8 protein-coding genes are annotated in these 21,118 nt (G+C 40.7%); 1 reads left to right on the forward strand and 7 read right to left on the reverse strand.

The annotated features are described in order from the left end of the window. Positions 1-30: 30 nt before the first annotated feature. The 5 genes from ACEXOE_RS13740 to ACEXOE_RS13760 form a co-directional block, all read right to left on the reverse strand. On the reverse strand, positions 31-7,530 hold the full coding sequence (locus tag ACEXOE_RS13740) for a malectin domain-containing carbohydrate-binding protein (protein WP_394749386.1): 7,500 nt from the start codon (positions 7,528-7,530) through the stop codon (positions 31-33). Between the two features lie 410 nt (positions 7,531-7,940). Next, positions 7,941-10,295, reverse strand: coding sequence for a GumC family protein (locus tag ACEXOE_RS13745; RefSeq protein ID WP_394749387.1), 2,355 nt, complete (start codon positions 10,293-10,295; stop codon positions 7,941-7,943). A gap of 54 nt (positions 10,296-10,349) precedes the next feature. Continuing rightward, positions 10,350-11,138, reverse strand: coding sequence for a polysaccharide biosynthesis/export family protein (locus ACEXOE_RS13750; protein ID WP_394749388.1), 789 nt, complete (start codon positions 11,136-11,138; stop codon positions 10,350-10,352). Positions 11,139-11,170: 32 nt separating this feature from the next. Then, complete coding sequence (locus ACEXOE_RS13755) at positions 11,171-13,093, reverse strand: polysaccharide biosynthesis protein (RefSeq protein WP_394749389.1); 1,923 nt, start codon at positions 13,091-13,093, stop codon at positions 11,171-11,173. 2 nt (positions 13,094-13,095) lie between these two features. Further along, positions 13,096-14,220: a DegT/DnrJ/EryC1/StrS family aminotransferase gene (locus ACEXOE_RS13760; protein WP_394749391.1), complete on the reverse strand. Its 1,125-nt coding sequence runs from the start codon at positions 14,218-14,220 to the stop codon at positions 13,096-13,098. Positions 14,221-14,471: 251 nt separating this feature from the next. Between ACEXOE_RS13760 and ACEXOE_RS13765 the strand changes: the two genes are divergently transcribed. Beyond that, entirely contained in the window at positions 14,472-15,869 is a 1,398-nt protein-coding gene (locus ACEXOE_RS13765) for a nucleotide sugar dehydrogenase (protein WP_394749392.1), read from the forward strand. 51 nt (positions 15,870-15,920) lie between these two features. Here ACEXOE_RS13765 and ACEXOE_RS13770 read toward each other — a convergent pair whose 3' ends face one another. After that, positions 15,921-18,098 carry a fibronectin type III domain-containing protein gene (locus ACEXOE_RS13770; protein ID WP_394749393.1) on the reverse strand — a complete coding sequence of 726 codons (2,178 nt, stop codon included), beginning with the start codon at positions 18,096-18,098 and terminating at the stop codon, positions 15,921-15,923. A 537-nt stretch (positions 18,099-18,635) separates the two neighbouring features. Next, the gene (locus ACEXOE_RS13775) at positions 18,636-21,092 is read right to left on the reverse strand and encodes a fibronectin type III domain-containing protein (RefSeq protein WP_394749394.1); all 2,457 of its coding nucleotides are present in this window, start codon (positions 21,090-21,092) and stop codon (positions 18,636-18,638) included. Positions 21,093-21,118 lie beyond the last annotated feature (26 nt).

Consider the following 21,118-nt stretch of genomic DNA (forward strand, 5'->3'; position numbering starts at 1 on the left):
AACCCTTCTGTATTTAAATGTTTTAATTTCTTAATTCTGTACCGCTAATTTTAAGATAATCGGTGCTCCAAAGTTCATTTCAACGTTCAGGATATAGATACCATCCGTCAAGAAAGCAATCGGTAAGGTATATACGCCATTATCCAGTATTTCCTGTGGATCATATGAAGTGATGTATCTACCACTATAATCGTGCAAATTGATTTTAGTAACTACCTTATCATCAGGTTGGTTAACCAACATGATTTGTGCTACATTGGTAGCAGGATTCGGGAATATCACGCCGTCGAACCTTTGGCTCGTATTGGCCGCATTAACAGTAATTGTAACGGTAGCGGAACTTGTTAATCCAGCAGCATCCTCAATGGTCAATGTCACCTCATAAATACCTGCTTCCGTAAAAATATGCACAGGGTCGGCTTCGTTGGAAGTACTTCCATCCTGGAAATTCCATAAATAACTTTCTATACCAATATCATCTGTAGAATTACTTCCGGTAAATGATACTTCCAAAGGTGCAGTTCCCGTCAAAGGCGTCGCCGTAGCAACGGCAACAGGTGCTTCCGTCGCAATTGGATCTGTCACTGTAATTGTTACCGTAGTGGTATCGGTTGCCCCGTCATCATCAGTCACTGTTAAGCTCACTACATAAACCCCCACATTGAAAAATGTATGTATAGGATTCTGGTCAAAAGATGTAGTACCATCTTGGAAATCCCAGAAATAGGAGGTTATTGTGGAATCGTCTGATGAACCACTACCATCAAAAATAACGGTTAAAGGTGCTTCTCCTGTTAATGGATTAGCTACTGCCACGGCTGTAGGCCCTGCATTTGTAATTAAATTGGTCGTGACCGATTGTCCATTTGCATAATTGACCGTTAACACTGCCGATCTAGAATCCGTTGTACCGGAATCACTTACGGTTATGGTATGTATGCTATTAGGCATCAACAAGGCATTGGTAAGCGCGCCTGCCGTTATACTAAAGTCCGCTGCGTTTGCACCAGTAATGGTTATGGATTCTACAAATATTCCCACATTTCCACCTGACAGTTCCACTGGAATATCGACAGTACCTCCAATACTCACAGACACCTCCGTAGGTGCAGATACCGTACTAGAAACACTTGGAACGCCCGTAGGAGTGCCGTCAAAAAGATATTCTAAATTTCTTTGGTTGCCTCCACCTTGATTTGGAGAACCTCCTAAAATAAATATTCCTCCTCCAGAAACAATAGCCTGTGTCCCATGACGTCTGTGATTAAGATTTGGCAATCTTGTCCATGAAGTCGTGGCAGGATCATAGGCTTCCGTGATATCCAATGCCGTGCTTTGATCGGGCACTTCTCCCCCTACGATCACTAAGGTATCATCAAAATTCACGGTGGCAGCACCTGCCCTAGGAGTAGGTAGGTTCTGATCTGCAGGCAGTGTACTCCAAAGTCCTGTTCCAAAATCATAGACATCCACTTCCTCTATAGTAGGGCCAAATAATCCGCCCGGTCCACCGGTCAATCTACCACCGGCAACGTATAATCTATCTTGAATGACCACAGCATTAAAGTGATCTCTTGCGTTCGGCGCATCTGCCAAAGGCGTCCAAGTACCGGTTGCAGGATCATATTCATCGAACCAGGCTACTGCTCCTTCATTATGTCCTTCGGTATTTCCTCCCACAATGTAGAAGCGATCATTATAAATACCTATTCCGGTAGCTCCTCTCCGTCTTCCCGCAGGAATTTCAGGTCCTTGAATCCACTCTCTGGTAGCAGGATCGAATGCCCAGATAAATTCAGCGGGTTGTTCATTAGGGAAAATATTGGTTCTAAAAGCTCCTATGACCCATATTAAACCTTTATATTCTACAGCTTGAAAATGGTTAAATGCTGCTGGTGCGGAATTTGTCAATGCTTCCCAGCTATCATTAGCATAGTCGTATACATCTACTGTAGTAGCATTTTCACGACCTCCCATGACATAAAACCTATCTCCTGCTTGTACAAAGGAATTCTCATGTCTTGCTGTATAATTTTCATTTTCATCAACATCCGTCCAGAAGCCAACGCCTTGAACCGTCCATGTAAATGTTGTACTTCCTGGGGAAGAACCTACTTTATCTGCCGTAACTTCTACGGTATAAATACCATTACCGCTAGGGCCGCCTGTAGCAGCACCTGGGTTAATGGTTCCCGATATTACCCCTGTAGCTGCATCTATGGTTACGCCATCCGGTTGTCCCGAAATAGCATATACAAAATCAAGAGCAGGATTTCCTCCTGTAGCAGAAGCTACCAAGCTACCATCCAGGACATCGTCCTCATTATTTGTTTGATCGGCAATAGGAGCAACAACAATTGGATCAAATGCTCCAGCGTCCAATCTAATTTCTATGGCATTTACGGTTGGATTTTCTATTTGATGTACAAACTGGATATTAAGCACACCATCCGAAACAGTAACAGGATACGAAAGCATACCGCCGGAAAGGTGTCCAAACGCTGCGACGATATCCACATCATCAATGGCCAGTACTCCTTCGATATTTACGTCAAAGACGCGATCACCAATATTTGAGGTTCCGGCAAAACTGTTCCCTACAAATAGATTAACGATATAATCCCCATTAGCCAATGGCACATCAAATTGCATTTCAAAACCATCACCATTTGTTCCAAAATCAAAACGTTCTTCGGCAAAAATCGCATTAAAAGTTGCCTCATCTATGTATGCAGGAATCGAAGAATGCCTATTCTCATATAACAAGCCAGCATTCAATATCTCTCCGGTATTCACTTCATAATTGCTTGTTGCAAAAGGTCCAGAAATATCATTGAATTCCCAATCAGATTCCCCATCCGTTGCTATTACGGTTGCACCTCCGGCATTAATCCTAAATGTTGAGAAATCATTGACGGTCCAAGTGAATTGGGTTTGTACCGTACCTGCACTTGCCCTGGTCGCCGTAACAGTAACCGTATAAACTCCATTATTGGTAGGACCTCCTTGAGCAGCAGCGGAAGCTATTGTTCCAGAAATAAACCCGCTATTCGTATCAATGGTTACTCCTGCCGGCTGTCCGTCAATGGTATATGTGGTAGCCTCTTCAGGATTACCTCCAAATACAGCAGCGGAAACCGCAGCAGCTTGACCAATAAAATTCGTTTGATCCGCTATAGGGAAAATTCCAAAATCGTCTGGAGTACCATCGGACGGTCTTACCTCTATGGCATTGATAAAAGGATTTTCCACAATACGTCCATATTCTATATTCAATTCCCCATCGGTCACCTCTACTTCAAAAGACAACATTCCCGCTCGCAAGTGGCCAAATTCTGCAATAATATCAAAATTGCTTCGTACGACGGCACCTTCCATAATAATATCGAATATTCGATCTCCAATATCATTGACACCTACAAAGCTATTTCCCATAAAGAGATTAACACGATAGTTTCCATTACCTACGGGGATAGCAAACTCCATATCCACACCTGAGGCCCTATCAAAACGTTCTTCGGCAAAAATGCCATCGAAGGTGGCCTGATCGATATAATTTGGAATGGAAGGGTGACGATTGGCATATTCTAAGAGTGTCGTCGTAATTTCACCTGTAGTCACTGAATATTCAGAGGTGGTCACAGGGCCTTCTACATCATTGGCCAACCAATCCGATTCCCCATCCGTAGCTGCTACTAAAGCACCTCCGGCATTTATACGCACTCCCGTACTGGTTACCGTCCACATAAAAGTGACTGAAACGGCATCCGATGAAATGGCATCGGCGTCATCTACGGTTACTGTAACGGTATAAGGGCTTCCTGCTGCGGCATTCAAATCGACCGTACCTCCAATTTGTCCATTGGTGGGGTCGATGTTGATACCTCCAGGTTGTCCGCTCAAGCTATAATTTAAGTTTCCATCCCCTCCAAATGCCGCGGTAATCAATCCTCCATCGAGTTGTTCTCCAACAGCATTGGTCTGATCCGCAAATGGGCCAACATAAATCGGCGTAATGGCATCATCCGCTTCTAAAATCTCAATACCATTTAACAGTGGGTTTTCAATAAGACTATGTACAAAGCTGATATCTATGGAACCATCGGTAACATTTAAAATATGGGTTATTACGGTCCCTGTCTGGTGCCCATAGGTTCCCGAAAGATCAATTTCATCCAATAATGGGTAGGTAATACCTTCTATAGTGACATCAAAAATACGATCTCCCGGCTGATCCGTCCCATCATAGCCATTGGCCATATACAGTCTTACTTCATAATTTCCAGCAGCTGCAACAGGGAAAGAATAGGTCATATTTGGCGTACCCGCAGAATTATCAAAGCGTTCCGTTTGGAAAATATCCTGAGGCGTAGTTGTTAAATTGACTTCTGGTGTAAAATTCGTTACCGGAAAGCCAAAGACTTGATCTGATGCTGCTTGTACAAGAAACTGTGAATTGTTAGGTGCGGCCAAATCGGCTTCCCAAGCGATTTCTCCATCAATTGCAGCAATTTCGGGTCCTCCTGCATTAACTCTATACAATACAGATGGAGCTGCAGCAACCGTTACCGTTATGATATGATCTTCAAAATTACCATCGATATCCGTAGCACGAATCGTAATTTCCGAAACCGCGGGAACATTGGCATAAGTTATCGTTAAAATATTATCTACAATACTGGCATCGTTGGCCGCATTTGTATTGGATAACACGGTATAAGTAAGATTGCCCACGCCATTATCATCATCAAAAACCGTATCCAAATCAAAGGTATTGTCAGCCGTACCTACGGTAACATTGGATTCCGTAATGGGCTGTACCACAAAAGGGTCTCCATCCAAAACACTCAGTACATCCCAGGTACCCTCCAATTCCACATTAGCTGCATTCGAAGTCCCTATAAGCCCAACGGCCAAAGAAACGTTAGCTTGCTGTATGGCCTGTAAAATACTGCCCTGTGCGGTCAATGTAGTAAGTTCTTCCCGTGTTCCATTATCCAAGGTATATGCCAAGGTGATTGTTCCGTCACTAGCATCTATCACAAAATAAAAAGCTATTGCCGCATTAGGTCTTTCCGCTACGGTAAATGGAAGATTTACCGGAGTTCCCGGGACGTCATTTATTTCCTCCAAGGCTGTTAGACCACTTGGGGTAAGTACAAATTTGATGTAATTGCTCTGTGTTCCATCTCCTATAAAAATACCCAGCTCTCCATTAGGGGCAGAAGCATTTCCGTAAAGCTGTAAAGGATCATTAAAATTCCCCATTCCTCCAACTACGGTAAAAACCCCGGAAGTCTGATCGGTCTGGATACCATATTGAAAGCCTTTTTCTTGCGTATTGGTACTCCCTAAAGCAGTACCAGAGGTCATCTGCATGGTCATTGCCCCAATGGCACCTCCTAAAATATCATTGGGATTGGGATCATTGGGATCATCCCTACGATCTATCCAATCGAGCCAGTTACGGTCGGTATCGCCATTGTTCATCATTCCCGTAAATCCAAGACCAAGGTATCCCCCTAAAACAGGATTGTCTGAGAACAATTCATTTTCAACAGGTATGGTAAAAGCATCACTTCCTGCATCATTCGGATTCCCCAATTGAAAGGGATCGTTTGCATCAGATATACCATCATTATCGTCATCCGTATCGTTCAAATCTGAAATCAGGGTACCTCCAGCTGAAGCATCAAAATCATCTGGCTGAGATCCTCCATTACAGGGATCCGTACCATTATCTTCCTCATCCTGATTGGTATAACCATCCTCATCATAATCTGCCAAAGGATCATATCCGGGTTCTCCAGGGGCTATACACGTAATAAAATCCTGAGGTTCTAGGACAACGATATTACTATTAAATGTAGCTACCCAGATGGTTCCTGGAAATGGATCTGTATCACTGTTACAGGTAATTCCCAAAGCGTTTCCACCAAGGCCTGAAGCAAAATTGGCCGTTAGTGTCTGTCTTCTTCCTGCCGGTGTCAACTGAAGTCTTCTCAATACTCCTCCGTTTCTACCTGCAATAAGATCTCCTTGCATCGCTCCACCAAAATTGGTGGCCGTATATTCATCTATACCATTAGTATTTGTGCCCCAATTGGTTATGATGTCATCATTATCCCCATCAGGATTTGGATCTCCGGGGCCTCTCCAATCACCCTCAACTGGATTGGCCTGGCTTAAAGGTACTGGAGGCCAGTTCGCCGGTAATCCAATAGTTGGATCTGTAGTAGATCCAGGAGTAGAACCATCCGGATCGTAAATTTGTGTTCTAAATACTGCTCCTGCTAAACTAGTGGGATCCGGGGCTGTAAAAAGTCCAGCTCCAGCAGGATTTGCTCTTACGGGATTGGGATGTCCTCCATAAAAACTTCCCGATACATAGTTTTGAATATCAGTAGTGACGAGACTTAGGTGATCTCGGTTATTGATCGCTTCTCCTCCAGAAGGAGAACTACTCCCCGGTTCTGTGGGGTCGTAATCATTAGTAACAGTACCGTCAACACCCTCATTTACAGGGAAACCACCCCAACCTGCATTGGCGCCATTATCGGTAACATAGACCGCACCACTTTCGGTAACCACAAGATCGTAAGTATTTCTAAAACCTGGTGAAAATACTTGAACCGGCCCTCCTTCGACAACCATGGCTTGATTGAGTCCATCATTCCCCCCAAAAGGGTCATTAACATCAATTCCATCATAACCTGGAGTATCTGGATCGATTATACCATTAACATTGGGCCTTGTTGGATCGTCCAAGGTTGGAATATCATAAATATAACTTCTTCCATTATCATTTAAGATAGGAAGTCCTTCAATAGTTGTTAAATCAATCGAAAGTACCGCTGCGGCAAGGGCATATTCTGTGGTCCAGTTGAAGTTTGTAGAAGGAGCACCTCCATTGGTATGTCCCCCTTGTGCTACAATAAGATAATCCCTTCCATTGATCGTAGTAAACTCTAATCCGTTCGTAGCATGATTTTCTTCCGAACGCGGAAGTCCCCTAACAATATCCACAACATCCCAAGAAGTACCGTTCCAAGTGAACCTTGTAATGATTCCCGAATTTGTATCCAAGCCGGAATCACCGCTACCGCCTCCGATACCTCCACCAATACGAAAATCACTGGAACTTACATAAAGTACCGGATTTGTAGGTGTCCCCGTGACCACCAATCCCGTGGTTTCCCGAAACACTTCAGATGAAGGACTTCCATCATCATTGTGATCTTGGATACTCTGGATTTGATTCAGTTCCTCTCTATCGGTCACGATATAATCCCCTGGAGAGTTTCTTTGAATGGTGTAAATTGATATAATTCCGGCATATTCTGCAGCATAAAGTCTACCATCCGGGCCAAACATCAGGGATGTACCCAAGTTAATTGCCTCATTGCCGTTAAAATCAAGATTGTTCTGCGTAAAACTCTGGGCGGTTACCGTAGAAGAAAATACACTTAGAAAGAGTAATAAAAGTGTAGTTTTAAAAAAAACTAGTGTTTTGGGGTAATTTTTTTTCATAATTTTTTATTTTCCGGTATTCTCAAAAAACGAATTTCAAATCGTACCAGGTAGTTTCATAGGTCATATCGCACTATGAAGCGTACGCAAAGATACTTTAATGTAAAGGACTTATCGCCTCTTCTCACTATTTTTCGTTTAAAGCAAAATCTTTTTCGGTAAAACACCTTTATAGTGCTTTTTATCCGTTTTGTTTTGGTTTAGACAGAAATCATGCCACTTCTCATTTATGAAACAATTTCATTACAAATAACCCTAATTTTAACATGCATGTTTCTTTCCAAAATTAACTACGTATTTTGAGATTGATCGGTTTTATTATTTTGCTCTTTTTTTTAAAAAAAAGGCAAAAATAAAAAACCCTTCCGAAAATATTCAAAAGGGTTTATGATATTGTATAGATGATGTTGTTAAAACTTCCACCATTTTTTTTGGACTTTTCCATAGCCGTAGCCATATTTTCCGCCATAACCAAGGTTGGATGCCTTGACATCATTTACTACAAAGGACAGGGGACTTATTTTCCCTTCCTTTTGTAGTTTTATTGGGAATTCCGCTGCTTTTTTCTCTGTTATTCCAGCTCTGGTCACATAAATCATATGATCAGCATATTTACCAATGGTCAACGTATCCGTTACTACCATTAAAGGAGCTGTATCCACGATAACATAATCATACATTCCAGAAACTTCTTCCAACAGTCTTTCCAAGCGTTCACTCATTAATAATTCTGCCGGGTTTGGCGGTATCCTACCTGAGTAAATGATATCTATTACATTGTGATCTACAGATACGGGATTGATCACGTCTTTGGTCTGTAAAGTATCGTCATACAAGTATTCGGTGATTCCTACGTTATTCCCTCTTTTGGGTTTTGCATTTGCTGCATTTTGTTCATTTGGAAAGAAGGTGTATAATTTAGGGTTTCTAATGTCTGCCCCCACTAACAATATCTTCTTGTTTCCACTGGCCAGAATCAGCGATAGATTTGTAGATAAAAAAGTTTTTCCCTCGCCAGGCACACTAGAAGTTACAAAGATCACATTTCTTCTCTCTTTCCCAGAAACATTGGTCTTCAACAAATAATCCAGATTGGTTCGAATCATACGCAAAGACTCCCCTAAGACAGATCGGTCTTCATTGACAATCGATTTCTTATCTTTTTTGCTCAATCTCGGAATCTCTCCCAGAACGGGTACATCATGCACAATTTTTTCCAAAGAGTGCATATTGTGAATTTTATTATCCAATAAAATACGCATGTAAATAATGCCGAAAGGGATTAAAATTCCCAAAATCAAAGAGGCCAGATAGATGACTTTTCTTTGAGGGCTTACCGGTATATTGCTGACAACATAAGCAAAATCAATAATCTTGGATTTAGGAGAGGTAGAAGCGACCGCTATCTGGGCTTCCTCTCTTTTTTGTAAAAGATAGAGGTATAAAGATTCTGTAGTCTCCTGCTTTCTCGTGATATCCCGAAGTGCACGTTGATTTCCAGGTGCGGAGTAAATTTTGGAATTTACTATAGCTTGCTGTCTACTCAAAGTATTGGCCGTCAATCCTAAATTATTTACTGTACTATTTAAACTGGATTGAATAGTTTGTTTAAGGCTATTGAGTTGTTGATCCAAATTGACTACGATAGGAGATCTTTCCGTAGAGCTCTCCAACAATCTGTTACGTTCCAAGACCAAATTATTGTATTGTGAAGTAGTACTGGCGATGGTACCATCGGTCAAACCGAGATTAGAAGGTAAAAGTTCAAATCCGTTTTGCTCCTCTACAATACTTTGCATAGAGGCAGCGATATTAAGCTGGTTCCTAACATTGGCCAATTCTTGCCGATTTGCCGCACCAACGTTAAGATTGATGTTGGTTTCGGACTGGATATCCGTTATTCCCTTGTCCGTTCTCAAATCCTGTGCAGACTGATCTACACTGGATAAATTGGAAGAGATATTCGCAATACGCTCATTGATAAAATCAGAAGTTCTATCCGCGATACGTTTTTTATCGGCTATGGCATTTTTATTATACACACGGATCAAGGCATCAATAATATCCCTTGCCTTTTCCTTGATCGGATCTTGCAACGAAATGTTTACAACATTGGAATAATCTTCTGTACTTGCAATGCTGATTCTGTTCCTATAATCCTGGGCAACCGCGGTTATAGGATCTATACTTACTTTTACCTTTTTGTTTTTATACCGGTCAAAAACAGCCGTATTCGGAGTGACTACCATATCTCCTATAGGTGATGGGATGGTTTTTCCGTAAGAATAGACTTTTATGGGGGCATCTTCTTCCTCTGCATAGCCAAAGGTTGTTGGGGAAGAAAGCGTAAGGTAAAAATCAAAATTAGCTTTATCTATCGTGGAGTCCGCCTCAATGAAGTTGAGTTTGATCGGCGGATTGGAGTATACCTCCGTGTTTTTAATATTTCCAAGCACCCAAACTTTGGTATTCAGTCCCAATTCCTTAGCAATTTCAATAAAATTAGATCGGGAATTTATAATCTCTATCTCATTCTCTACCTTATTGGTCCTATCCGAGAAAAAATCCAAATCCTTGAATAGATCCAGCCCACCGCCTGAGTTCTGATCTTCTACAATTTGAATTTTAGCTTTCGCGGCGTATTTCGGAATAGAATATCTTATGTAAACATACCCAATTATAACAGCAACAATAGCTGATAGCACAAACCATTTCCATTGTTTCAAATAAGGGGACATGATTTCCTTTAAATCAAGCTTTTCCATAAAAATCGTAAATTTTAATACCTTGAAAGTTAGGCTACCTTCTTTCTAAATGAATCAATTTCTAGTTAAAACGATAATGGTTGAAGTGATTAGCAAGGAAGCTATTGAAATTCCAATGGTAGTTCGGCTGTCCAAGCTCGAACTGGCTATTGCCGAGGAGTTAGGTTCTACATATACTACATCATTTTGTGTCAAATAATATACTGGAGAACTTAAAATCTCCTTATCCGTCAGGTCAATTTTCGTATATACTTTTGTTCCATCAAAATCCCGAAGTACCAATACATTTTTACGCTGCCCCTTAATGGTAAGATCTCCAGCAAGTCCCAGGGCTTCAAGAATAGTGATACGCTCTCCATTTACAGGATATGTTCCCGGTCTATTAACTTCACCCAGGACGGTTACCGTAAAGTTCCTCAAGCGAATATTGATTATGGGATCTTTGAGATAGTCCGATAGTTTTTGCTCCAACAACACCCTTGTTTCTTGAGGGGAAAGTCCAGCTATTTTCACTTTTCCGATGACCGGGAAGTCAATTTCCCCGTTCCCGTCAATCAAATAATCTACTTGCTCGGGAATTCCCGCTCCAGTAGTAGCACCCCTATATAAATTAAAAGGAGTACTGGCCTGGGGATCTAAGGTAGAGACATGGATATTGACCAGATCGTCCACTTTAAATTTTGGAGTAAATGTATTTTTACTGATAATCGTCTCAAAACTCTCAGTATTTTGAAAATAGACGATATCCTTTTTTGAGCCACATGAAGTGAGAAAAATCGATGCCAACAAAAGGGTTGTTACCACCCATTTTCCTCGAATTCCCATGCTTCTTTTTGAAATCATTTTTATATGTTTTTTTTGCAAGTATAGTAAAATTATGATTGTAAAACCTTTTTCTGTTTTCCTTTTGTTTCCTGCTTTTCATCAAGAGAACAAAACTTGGAATTATTGGAAACATACTCTGGTACAATCGCCTTCATCAATTTAACCGTATCCCCATTAAAGAACATATTGGATACGCAAAGTTCATCTATTTTTGATCGTACATCGGCATAATCTAGTTCTCTAACCTTTCCAATCATAATCTTTTTATGATAGGTTGGCAAGGTATCCTCACCATTCGCCAACAACTCCTCATATAATTTTTCTCCAGGTCGAAGTCCGGTTATCTTTATATCGATATCTTCTGGATAACGCAATCCAGAAAGCTTTATCATATTTTTTGCCAAATCGAATATTTTAACCGATTTCCCCATATCAAATATGAATATCTCTCCACCTTGCCCCATAGAAGCAGCTTCTAAAACTAATTGGGAAGCTTCGGGAATGGTCATAAAATACCGTGTGATATCTTTATGCGTAACCGTAAGTGGTCCTCCTTTTTCAATTTGTTTCTTGAAGAGGGGTATCACAGATCCATTGGACCCCAATACATTTCCAAAACGAGTTGTAATAAACTTAGTTTTGTTTTCTTGTTGCATACTACTAATGTACATTTCGGCGATACGCTTGGTTGCTCCCATTACATTCGTTGGATTTACTGCTTTATCCGTAGAAACAAAAACAAATTTCTCAACATTATAATTCAATGACAGATCCACCATCATTTTGGTTCCTGCCACATTAATTTTAATGGCTTCATAAGCATTATACTCCATTAAAGGGACATGCTTATAAGCGGCTGCATGGAACACCATTGTAGGCTTGTATTCTTGGAAGAACGTATTCATTCTGTTCTTATCCCGAATGTCCCCCACCATGGGAATGAAATTGTGAAAACCATTTTGTTTCAACTCCTGTTGAAGATCATATAATGCCGATTCTGCTTGGTCAATAATGATTAAAGACTTATAATCATAATTTGCAATTTGGCGTACTATTTCACTCCCAATAGAGCCTGCACCACCTGTCACAAAAATGACTTGGTCCTTTAGTTCTTCTGCTACTTTTGTTTTTTTGAGGTCAATAGGTTGCCTATTCAACAAATCCTCTATTTGCACCTGTTTTATCTGAGAAACCTTCAACTCTCCGTTGATCCAATCTTCAACCGGTGGCACAATCTTTACTTGCACTGGAAAGTCCATCAAACTCTCTACCAAAAGACGAAGCTTGTTATTGTCGATGTTATTGATCGATACAATAATTTCCGCAACATTGCGCTTACTCAAAAAGTATTCATTAAGAGCTTCTTTCCCATATACGGTAACACCATTGATACTTTTGCCAACTTTTTTCTGATCGTCATCCAAGTAGCCTACAACTTTGGAACTACCCGCAGAATGGTTTAGAGCATTGTATGTTAGAATTCCGGATTCCCCTGCACCATAAATCAATACATTTTTAGTGATCTTAAACTTTCTGACCAAATTAATGTAAATGGTTTTAAAAATATATCTAGAAGCAGTAAGGGCAATAAAACTAATCAAACTATGAATAATAATGATTCCCAGAGGAATCGTAAAATCATCCATTAAATTTAACTGTCGATTCACGATCACCATGAAAATGGAAAGTATACTGGACAGACAGATCGCATTGAAAATATTATAGACATCCCTAACTCCCGTATGCCGTACCACGCCCTTAAAAGAACCTGTAAACAAAAAGGAAAGGAGTCCAATAACAGCTACGATAGGTAATTGCACAAACAATTTATCGCTATCAAAATTCAAGGTCAAGTTGAATCTGATCAAGTAGGATAAAATGAATGAAATGGCAATTAAAAACACATCGATACCCAAAACCAACCATTTGGATGCATATCTATGTACATTACTTATTAAGTAGTTTTTAATCATAATCAAATATTTTTCAGAATTATGTCAACTATTCTTTGTAAATCTTCTTTTATCAGATTTGAACCACTGGGCAAACAAAGTCCCCTATTGAACAAATCTTCAGATGTCCCATCCGTAAAGTTCATATACTTTTCAAAAACCGGTTGCATATGCATAGGTTTCCATAACGGTCTGGATTCTATATCACATTCTAAGAGGGCCAAACGAATTTTCTCCCTTACTTCATAGGACGGTGTTAAAATACAGCTTAACCATCTATTGGAAAAATATCCTTCCGGTTCCTCCAAAAATTCAATGGCATTCAAGTGTCCCAATTTGGATGTATAAAAATCAAAATTGGCCCTTCTGGCCGCTACACGGTCATCAATAACTTCCATTTGTCCTCGTCCAATGCCTGCTAGGACATTGCTCATCCTATAATTGTACCCTACGGAAGAATGTTGGTAATGCGGTGCATTATCCCGTGCTTGTGTAGCCAAAAAGACTGCTCTTTTCTTCAAAGCCTCCTTTTTTGTTACTAGCGCTCCACCTCCCGATGTGGTTATTATTTTATTTCCGTTGAAGGATAGTATTCCAATATCCCCAAAGCTACTACATTTTATGCCCTTATACCTGCTTCCCAAAGCTTCCGCACTGTCTTCTATAATAGGTATTCCATACCGATCGGCAATCGTTCTGATCTCATCGATCTTGTATGGCATCCCATATAGATGTACGGAAATAATCGCTTTTGGTTTTTTTCCATTGGCAATTCTATTCATTATGGCCTCTTCCAAAAGAGTCGGAGACATATTCCAGGTGTCCCTTTCACTATCTATAAAGATAGGAATAGCTCCGCAATACATTACCGGATTCGCCGAAGCCGAAAAAGTAAAACTTTGACAAAGTACTTCATCACCAGAGGAAACCCCTAGTAATTCCAATCCTAAGTGAATAGCCGCAGTTCCTGAACTCAGGGCTGCCACATGGGTGTCTTCTTTAATGTAATCTGTGATTGCTTGTTCAAATGCATTGACATTAGGTCCTAAGGGTGCTATCCAATTTGTAGCAAAGGCCTCTGCAACATAATTTTGTTCATTTCCTCCCATGTGCGGTGAGGAAAGCCATATTTTAGTTTGAGTAATCAATGGATGTGTTTTTAAATTTGGGTTGCTTTCGAAAAGTAAAAGTAAGCATACTTTCGTTTTTAGTCTTAAAAAACTGTTATAATTCGTTTAAGACTGCAAATTATCGGTTAACTACCATTTATCCCACAAAAGCATATAACTTGTCCCCACTTAATGACCATTCATCGTCATGTCCAATATAGGTTTGGCAACAATTATATATCGACTTCTAAATTATTTTGCAATCTTTGCATCCCATAAAATAGACTTTGATGAAAGAAATAACAAAGATATGTTGTATAGGTGCCGGTTATGTTGGCGGCCCGACCATGTCCGTGATTGCTGAAAAATGTCCTGAAATCACAGTTACCGTTGTAGATATCAACGAAAAGCGAATCGAACAATGGAATGATGAGAATTTAGATAACTTGCCCATATATGAACCTGGCCTTACAGAATTGGTCGGCGCACGAAGAGGAAAAAACCTGTTTTTTTCAACGGAGGTGGATAAAGCCATCGATGAAGCCGAAATTATATTTATTTCTGTAAACACGCCCACCAAAACCTATGGGAAGGGAAAAGGACAGGCTGCCGATTTAAAATTCATTGAACTTTGTGCTCGGAATATTGCCAAGGTAGCCAAAACAGATAAAATTGTCGTAGAAAAATCTACTTTACCGGTAAGAACCGCGGAAGCCATAAAGAGCATTTTGGACAATACGGGCAATGGCGTAAATTTTGAGATCTTATCCAATCCTGAATTTCTTGCCGAAGGCACTGCGATCGATGACCTTCTTTATGCCGATAGAGTTCTTATTGGAGGTGAGGAAACTCCCTCCGGACAGGAAGCAAAGGATGCCCTCAGCCGTATCTATGAACATTGGTTGCCCAAAGAAAGGATTCTACAGACAAATGTTTGGTCTTCCGAATTATCCAAATTGGTCGCTAATGCATTTTTAGCGCAAAGGGTTTCCTCTATCAATTCTATTTCTGCCCTATGTGAAAAAACCGATGCCAACGTTCAGGAAGTTTCCAAAGCTATTGGTTTTGATAGTAGAATTGGGGCTAAATTCTTAAATTCCTCTGTTGGATTTGGAGGGTCATGCTTTCAAAAAGATATTTTGAACCTCGTTTATATTGCCCAGAGTTTTGGCCTCTCGGAAGTTGCGGATTATTGGGAACAGGTCATCATCATGAACGACTATCAAAAAAGACGTTTTGCCGAGAATATCATTAGCTCTTTATACAATACGGTTTCCGGAAAAAAAATCGTTTTTTATGGATGGGCCTTTAAAAAAGATACGAATGATACCAGAGAGTCTGCCGCTATCTATGTGGCCGATATCTTATTGGAAGAAAATGCGGAAATTGTAGTATACGACCCTAAAGTTTCCGAAAAGACCGTTTATGCCGATCTGGATTATCTGGGCACTCGGACACCAGAAGAGAACAGAAATTTGGTCAAGATTACCAAGGACCCCATAACAGCTACGGAAGAAGCCCATGCTGTTGCTATTTTAACCGAATGGGATGAATTTAAGACCTTGGATTGGGATACGATTTACTCCAAAATGTTAAAACCTGCTTTTGTCTTTGACGGAAGGAGATTATTGAACAAATCGGAAATGGATGAAAAAGGCTTTATCTACTATAAAATAGGGCAATCTTAGACCGTATGAATCTTTAAAAAAAAGGCTTTCCAATTTAGGAAAGCCTTTTTTTTAGTTTGTCACTTGTAGTGGAACGGTAGTGAGTTTATCCAGATTATCGGCTACCCTGGTGCCGTTCGGGGAAATCACGCGTATTCTTCCCGTCATGTCCAAAAGATTCCAACTCTTTTGGCTGGGTCCAAATATTTCCAGAGAAGGGTCTACACCATCATAATCGATCGTAACATTTTCAAAATTATATCCTCCCAGTGCCGGTAAAACAGGAACATTGTATCCCAACAATCCTAGATGTATCACTGGGTCTTCACTATTCTGACTCAAATTACGAAACATCGCATTGCGGATGTCTACGGTATACGCATCATGTGTTTTTTTCGACCATATTCCGCCCCAATCGCTATTTTCAACCAAGAGCCCATCAAAAACCACACTTCCTCGAATTGGGTTTTCAAAGTCACTTGTCATTCCCAGCTTAATTTCCACTGGGAAGCGCTCATTGGAACTGGAAAAGTTGTCCGACACATACACATCTTTAAAGGTCACGGTCATAGGCAAGGCTGTATTATCCGTTTTTGACAAAGAAAACAATATACCTTCTCCATAATTTCCCGTAAAATCACAATTTTCAAATTCAATATTCGCCAATCTATCTTCTGGAGCTTCCGGTTCAATATCAACTCCCGCTGCGGGTAAGGCGCCAATACTATTTTTAAAGGTAGAGTTGGTCACCCTCAACCCATCTACACTGATTATGGAAATACCCTGTCTTTTATTATTGGTACATACCACATTATCGATCACAATATTCTCATTGAATAATCCTTCTGCTGTTCTTGAGATATAAATACCATCCCCTCCACTATCCCTGAACGTAAAACCACTAACGGTAATATTCCTAGAGTCTAATAAACTAAGGGCATGACGTTGCTCCCCAGTAGTGTACTCCGATTTGTTCATTTGAAAGGTAGTATTGTTCCCAATCAGTGTTACATCGGAACAATCTATCAATTGGAACAACCTGTGGCTCGTATTTGGAAAACCGCCAACTTTAGCTCTAAGTACCACTCCAGGTTCAAAAACAATAGTTTTATTGCTAAGTCCTATAAAAGTTAAGGGGCCCACGATCCAATCCGAATTTTGTCTATCAATAATAATCACATCATTATCGGAATTGATGGCATTTTTAATGGCCAAAGTGGCATCCGTTGGATTATAACCAAAAGTTGAAGCTTTCACGCCACCCGTAATAGGATCTTCATCAGATAAGGTGGCAGTATGTACCCTTCTTCCAAAAGATTCGTTCCCAGCAGCGTCAACAGCGGTGATAACGAAGGTATATGAGGTTCCAGGTTGCAGGTCGTTTACGCGAAGACTTCTATTGCTCGGCGTGCCTATCAACGCTTCTTCATGATAAATATTATAGGCCGTCACCCCTACATTGTCTTGTGAGGCGTTCCAAGTGAGTCTCAATGAATTTTCGGTGATCTCCGAAGCTTTGAAATTGGCAGGAGTGGACGGTGCCTCCCCATCTTCCATCTCAGTGGTACTGATCGTTACCTGGGCCGCTTCAGATTCGTTTCCTGCTGCATCAACGGCGGTTACCACAACCTCATAACTTGTATCGGGATCAAGGTCGGTAAGATTGTATGACGTTTGCGTAGGCGTCGCTATATTTAGATCATCAATATGAATATTATAACTGGTAACCCCTGCATTGTCCGTAGCCGGACTCCAGGATAAATCGGCAGAAGACTGTTCTATATTGGCTATGGTAAGATTCCCGGGAGCACTTGGCGGTAATTTATCATCATCATCTTCCGTTGCCACCACAAGGATACTCATTTCTGACTCTTTTCCACTGGCATCTACGGCAGCCACTCCAAAATCATAGGCCGTATTTACTGCTAATTTTGTTACTCGGTAGGTCGTACGATCTACGATTCCTATGCTCGTGCCATTTTGATATAAATTATATCCTATAACCCCCACATCATCGGTAGCCGTATCCCATTCCAAATCCACTAAGGTCCGTCCAATATTACTATATTTAAAATTAGCAGGACTATCGGGAACCTCATCATCGTTCTTATCCGAATCAGGATTTTCATTTTCCGAAGTACCATCGATAGGCATTTCTTCAGGGAATTCTGCCGAAACAACGTCGATCAAATCTTCATCAACACAGCTTACTAAAAATACACAAAGGGGCAACCACAAAAATTTTTTCATAACTAATACCATTAAATTTTTGCCCCATTGTCACTACTAAACTCCCATTCCTCAATTTTCGTGTGATTGACTCCATTTTTTCGATGAATGACACCGTTTTATTACAATTTGACAACAATTTCGTATCGATTTATACTTTTTTCTCTTTTCTCAAAAAAGAAGGGTACGCTCCGTTTTACATAGGGCGCATATCATTTTTCAAGCTAAAAATGGATTTCTTATCCACTCGTTGTTAAAAAATCAGCTATTGGCCATATTATGAATAGGGACAATAAGCCATATGGTATCAAAAAAAAGTTGGTGGTTGTTTCATAAAGACGCCCCTAATCCACTGAAAAATGAATGTGGTAACACGCAGCGACAAGCTTCTTATGCAGTAACATAAAAAGGAGAACTATGCTCGCTGAAATCCAGACAAGCAAGGGCACTCCAAATAGATATGTAGAGTCCCTAAGGCACATCCGTTGGGGTTGCCGATTTTAAAAAACAAGCCAGAAATGAAATCTTTTCTGGCTTGTTGCTATATGGTAGTTAAAATTACCTGATAGTTAAAGGAACCGTAGGCAGTTTGTTTAAGAAATCTGCAACATTGGTACCTGTTGGCGAAATAACATTAATGTCTCCGGTGACATCGATCAAATCCCAATCTCTTCGGGGTCCAAATATTTCAATAGAAGGATCCACACCATCATAGTCGATAGTGACGTTATCAAAATCATACCCTCCCAAATTTGGTAGGTTTGGCGTGTTATACCCCAATAGGCCAAGATGGATTACAGGATCATTACTTCCCCTACTTATATTTCTAAAGGTTGCATTTCTAATGGTAACATGATAGGCATTCTGAGTTTTCTTAGACCATACCGCTCCCCAATCGCTATTTTCAACGAGCAGCCCATCAAAAACTACAGTTCCACGTATCGGTCTTAAAAATTCACTGCTCATACCCAATTTCACCTCTACAGGGAAACGTCTTGAATTTGATCGTGAAAAATTATCTGAAACCGTTATATTTCTAAATGTGACATCCAATGGAGGCGAAGAACTATTTGTTTTGGACAAGGAGAATAGGACTCCTTCCCCAAAATTACCTGTAAAACTACTGTTCTCTATAAGGATATTTTGCAATCTATCCAAAGGCCCTTCTGGTTCTAAGTCTACTCCAGCAGCAGGTAATGTGCCTATATTATCACGGAAAACAGAGTTTCTTACGGTCAATCCATCAACACTTATTACCGTCAACCCTTGTCTTCTATTATTGATACATTGTACATTCTCTAAGGTAATATTTTCGTTAAAATCCCCATCATTCAATCGAGAAATATAAATTCCATCTCCCCCACTATCCCTGAATGTAAGGTCTCTTACGGTTATATTTCTAGAGTTGATGATACTGAGTGCATGACGCTGTTCTCCAGAAGTATATTCCGATTTGTTCATTCTAAACGTAGCTCCATTTCCAATGATTTCAATATTCTCACATTCTATCATTTGAAATAATCGGTGTCCGGTATTTGGGAATGCCCCCGGTCTTGCCCGTAATACCACTCCAGGTTCAAAAACAATGGTTTTGTTTCTGATATTTCTAAAAGTTAAAGGACCTACCAACCAATCAGTACTCTGCCGGTCTACGATTAAAACTTCATGCTCGGAGTTCATGGCATTTCTTAAAGCCCAGGTAGAATCATTCCGATCAAAGCCAAAAGTAGATACCCTTACCCCATCCAGTAGAGGTAAGGCGGCCGCTTCGGTTGTTACATCGATAAGTCGTCTAGGGGATTCGTTCCCTGCGGCATCCAGTGCAGAAATAATAAAACGATATGCGGTACCGGGACTAAGTCCTCTCACCTGAAAATTAGTTGTATTGGAAACGCCTATTACTGCACCTTCACTATAAATATTATAGGAGGTAACTCCTATATTATCCGCTGGTTCCAACCAGGATAGGTCTACCGTAGTTTCTGTGATATTTGACGCTCGCAATCTTCCAGGTCTTTCAGGAGCTTCGGTATCGTTGGTTGCACTACCTAAAGTAGTAATATCGATCAGTCTTCTCGGAGATTCATTTCCTGCGGCATCCGAAGCAGAAATAATAAATCTATAATCCGTTCCCGGTGTCAAGCCCGTCACGGTATGATTAGTAGTCGTAGGGCTTGCGATAAGCACACCTTCACTGTATATGCTGTAGGACGTTACCCCGACATTATCCGCCGGCTCCAACCAGGACAAGTCTACTGTAGTTTCCGTAATATTGGCCGCACGTAACCTTCCTGGCCTTTCCGGTGCTTCACTATCGGACACCTCAGCAGTGGTAAAGATTACCCTGCGAGCAGGAGATTCATTCCCCGCCGCATCAACCGCCGCAACGATAAAACTATAGGATGTACTTCCCGTTAATCCTGTGGCTTCATAGGTTGTTCCCGTAGGCGTAGCCACCACTACACCGCCACCGTAAACGATATAACCCGTAACACCTACATTATCCGTAGCAGCCGTCCAGGTGATCGTAGCCGACGTTCCAGTAATATTCAACGCTTGTATTCTTGGAATCCCTGTAGGCGCTTCCGTATCAGTACTTTCAACTGTTGCCACACTGAGTAATTTTGTTGGCACAGACTCATTGGCCTCTTCATCTACCGTAGTAACCGTAAAGTCATAGGATTTGTTTACTTCCAATTTTGTAACACGGTAATTCGTTGTTTTTGAGTTCCCCACATATACCCCATCTTGATAAATGTTGTATCCTTCAATTTTCACATTGTCCGTACCCGGTTCCCAACTCAAATCCGTCAATGTCCTTCCCGTGTTCGAGGCTTTGACATTACTAGGACTGGTAGGCCTCTGGACATCTCCTTCAATAGCATCTGTCAATGCTGTTTTTGTTGTTAAATTAGATGGTTCTTCTTCATTACTTAAGGACAACTCCTCTTCCAAATTTTCTTCTGTACACGACACTGCGAAAATGAGTAAAAACAGTAAAAAAAACTTCTTCATAGTTAGCAATTAATTTTTAGGCGAGC

Source organism: Spongiimicrobium salis, from assembly GCF_043678055.1.
Taxonomy (GTDB): Bacteria; Bacteroidota; Bacteroidia; order Flavobacteriales; family Flavobacteriaceae; genus Spongiimicrobium; species Spongiimicrobium salis.

Excerpts from the sequence above, each read along its gene's own strand:
- ACEXOE_RS13740 (WP_394749386.1), bottom strand. The coding sequence starts at position 7,530 with ATGAAAAAAAATTACCCCAAAACACTAGTTTTTTTTAAAACTACACTT.
- ACEXOE_RS13745 (WP_394749387.1), bottom strand. The coding sequence starts at position 10,295 with ATGGAAAAGCTTGATTTAAAGGAAATCATGTCCCCTTATTTGAAACAA.
- ACEXOE_RS13750 (WP_394749388.1), bottom strand. The coding sequence starts at position 11,138 with ATGATTTCAAAAAGAAGCATGGGAATTCGAGGAAAATGGGTGGTAACA.
- ACEXOE_RS13755 (WP_394749389.1), bottom strand. The coding sequence starts at position 13,093 with ATGATTAAAAACTACTTAATAAGTAATGTACATAGATATGCATCCAAA.
- ACEXOE_RS13765 (WP_394749392.1), top strand. The coding sequence starts at position 14,472 with ATGAAAGAAATAACAAAGATATGTTGTATAGGTGCCGGTTATGTTGGC.
- ACEXOE_RS13770 (WP_394749393.1), bottom strand. The coding sequence starts at position 18,098 with ATGAAAAAATTTTTGTGGTTGCCCCTTTGTGTATTTTTAGTAAGCTGT.
- ACEXOE_RS13775 (WP_394749394.1), bottom strand. The coding sequence starts at position 21,092 with ATGAAGAAGTTTTTTTTACTGTTTTTACTCATTTTCGCAGTGTCGTGT.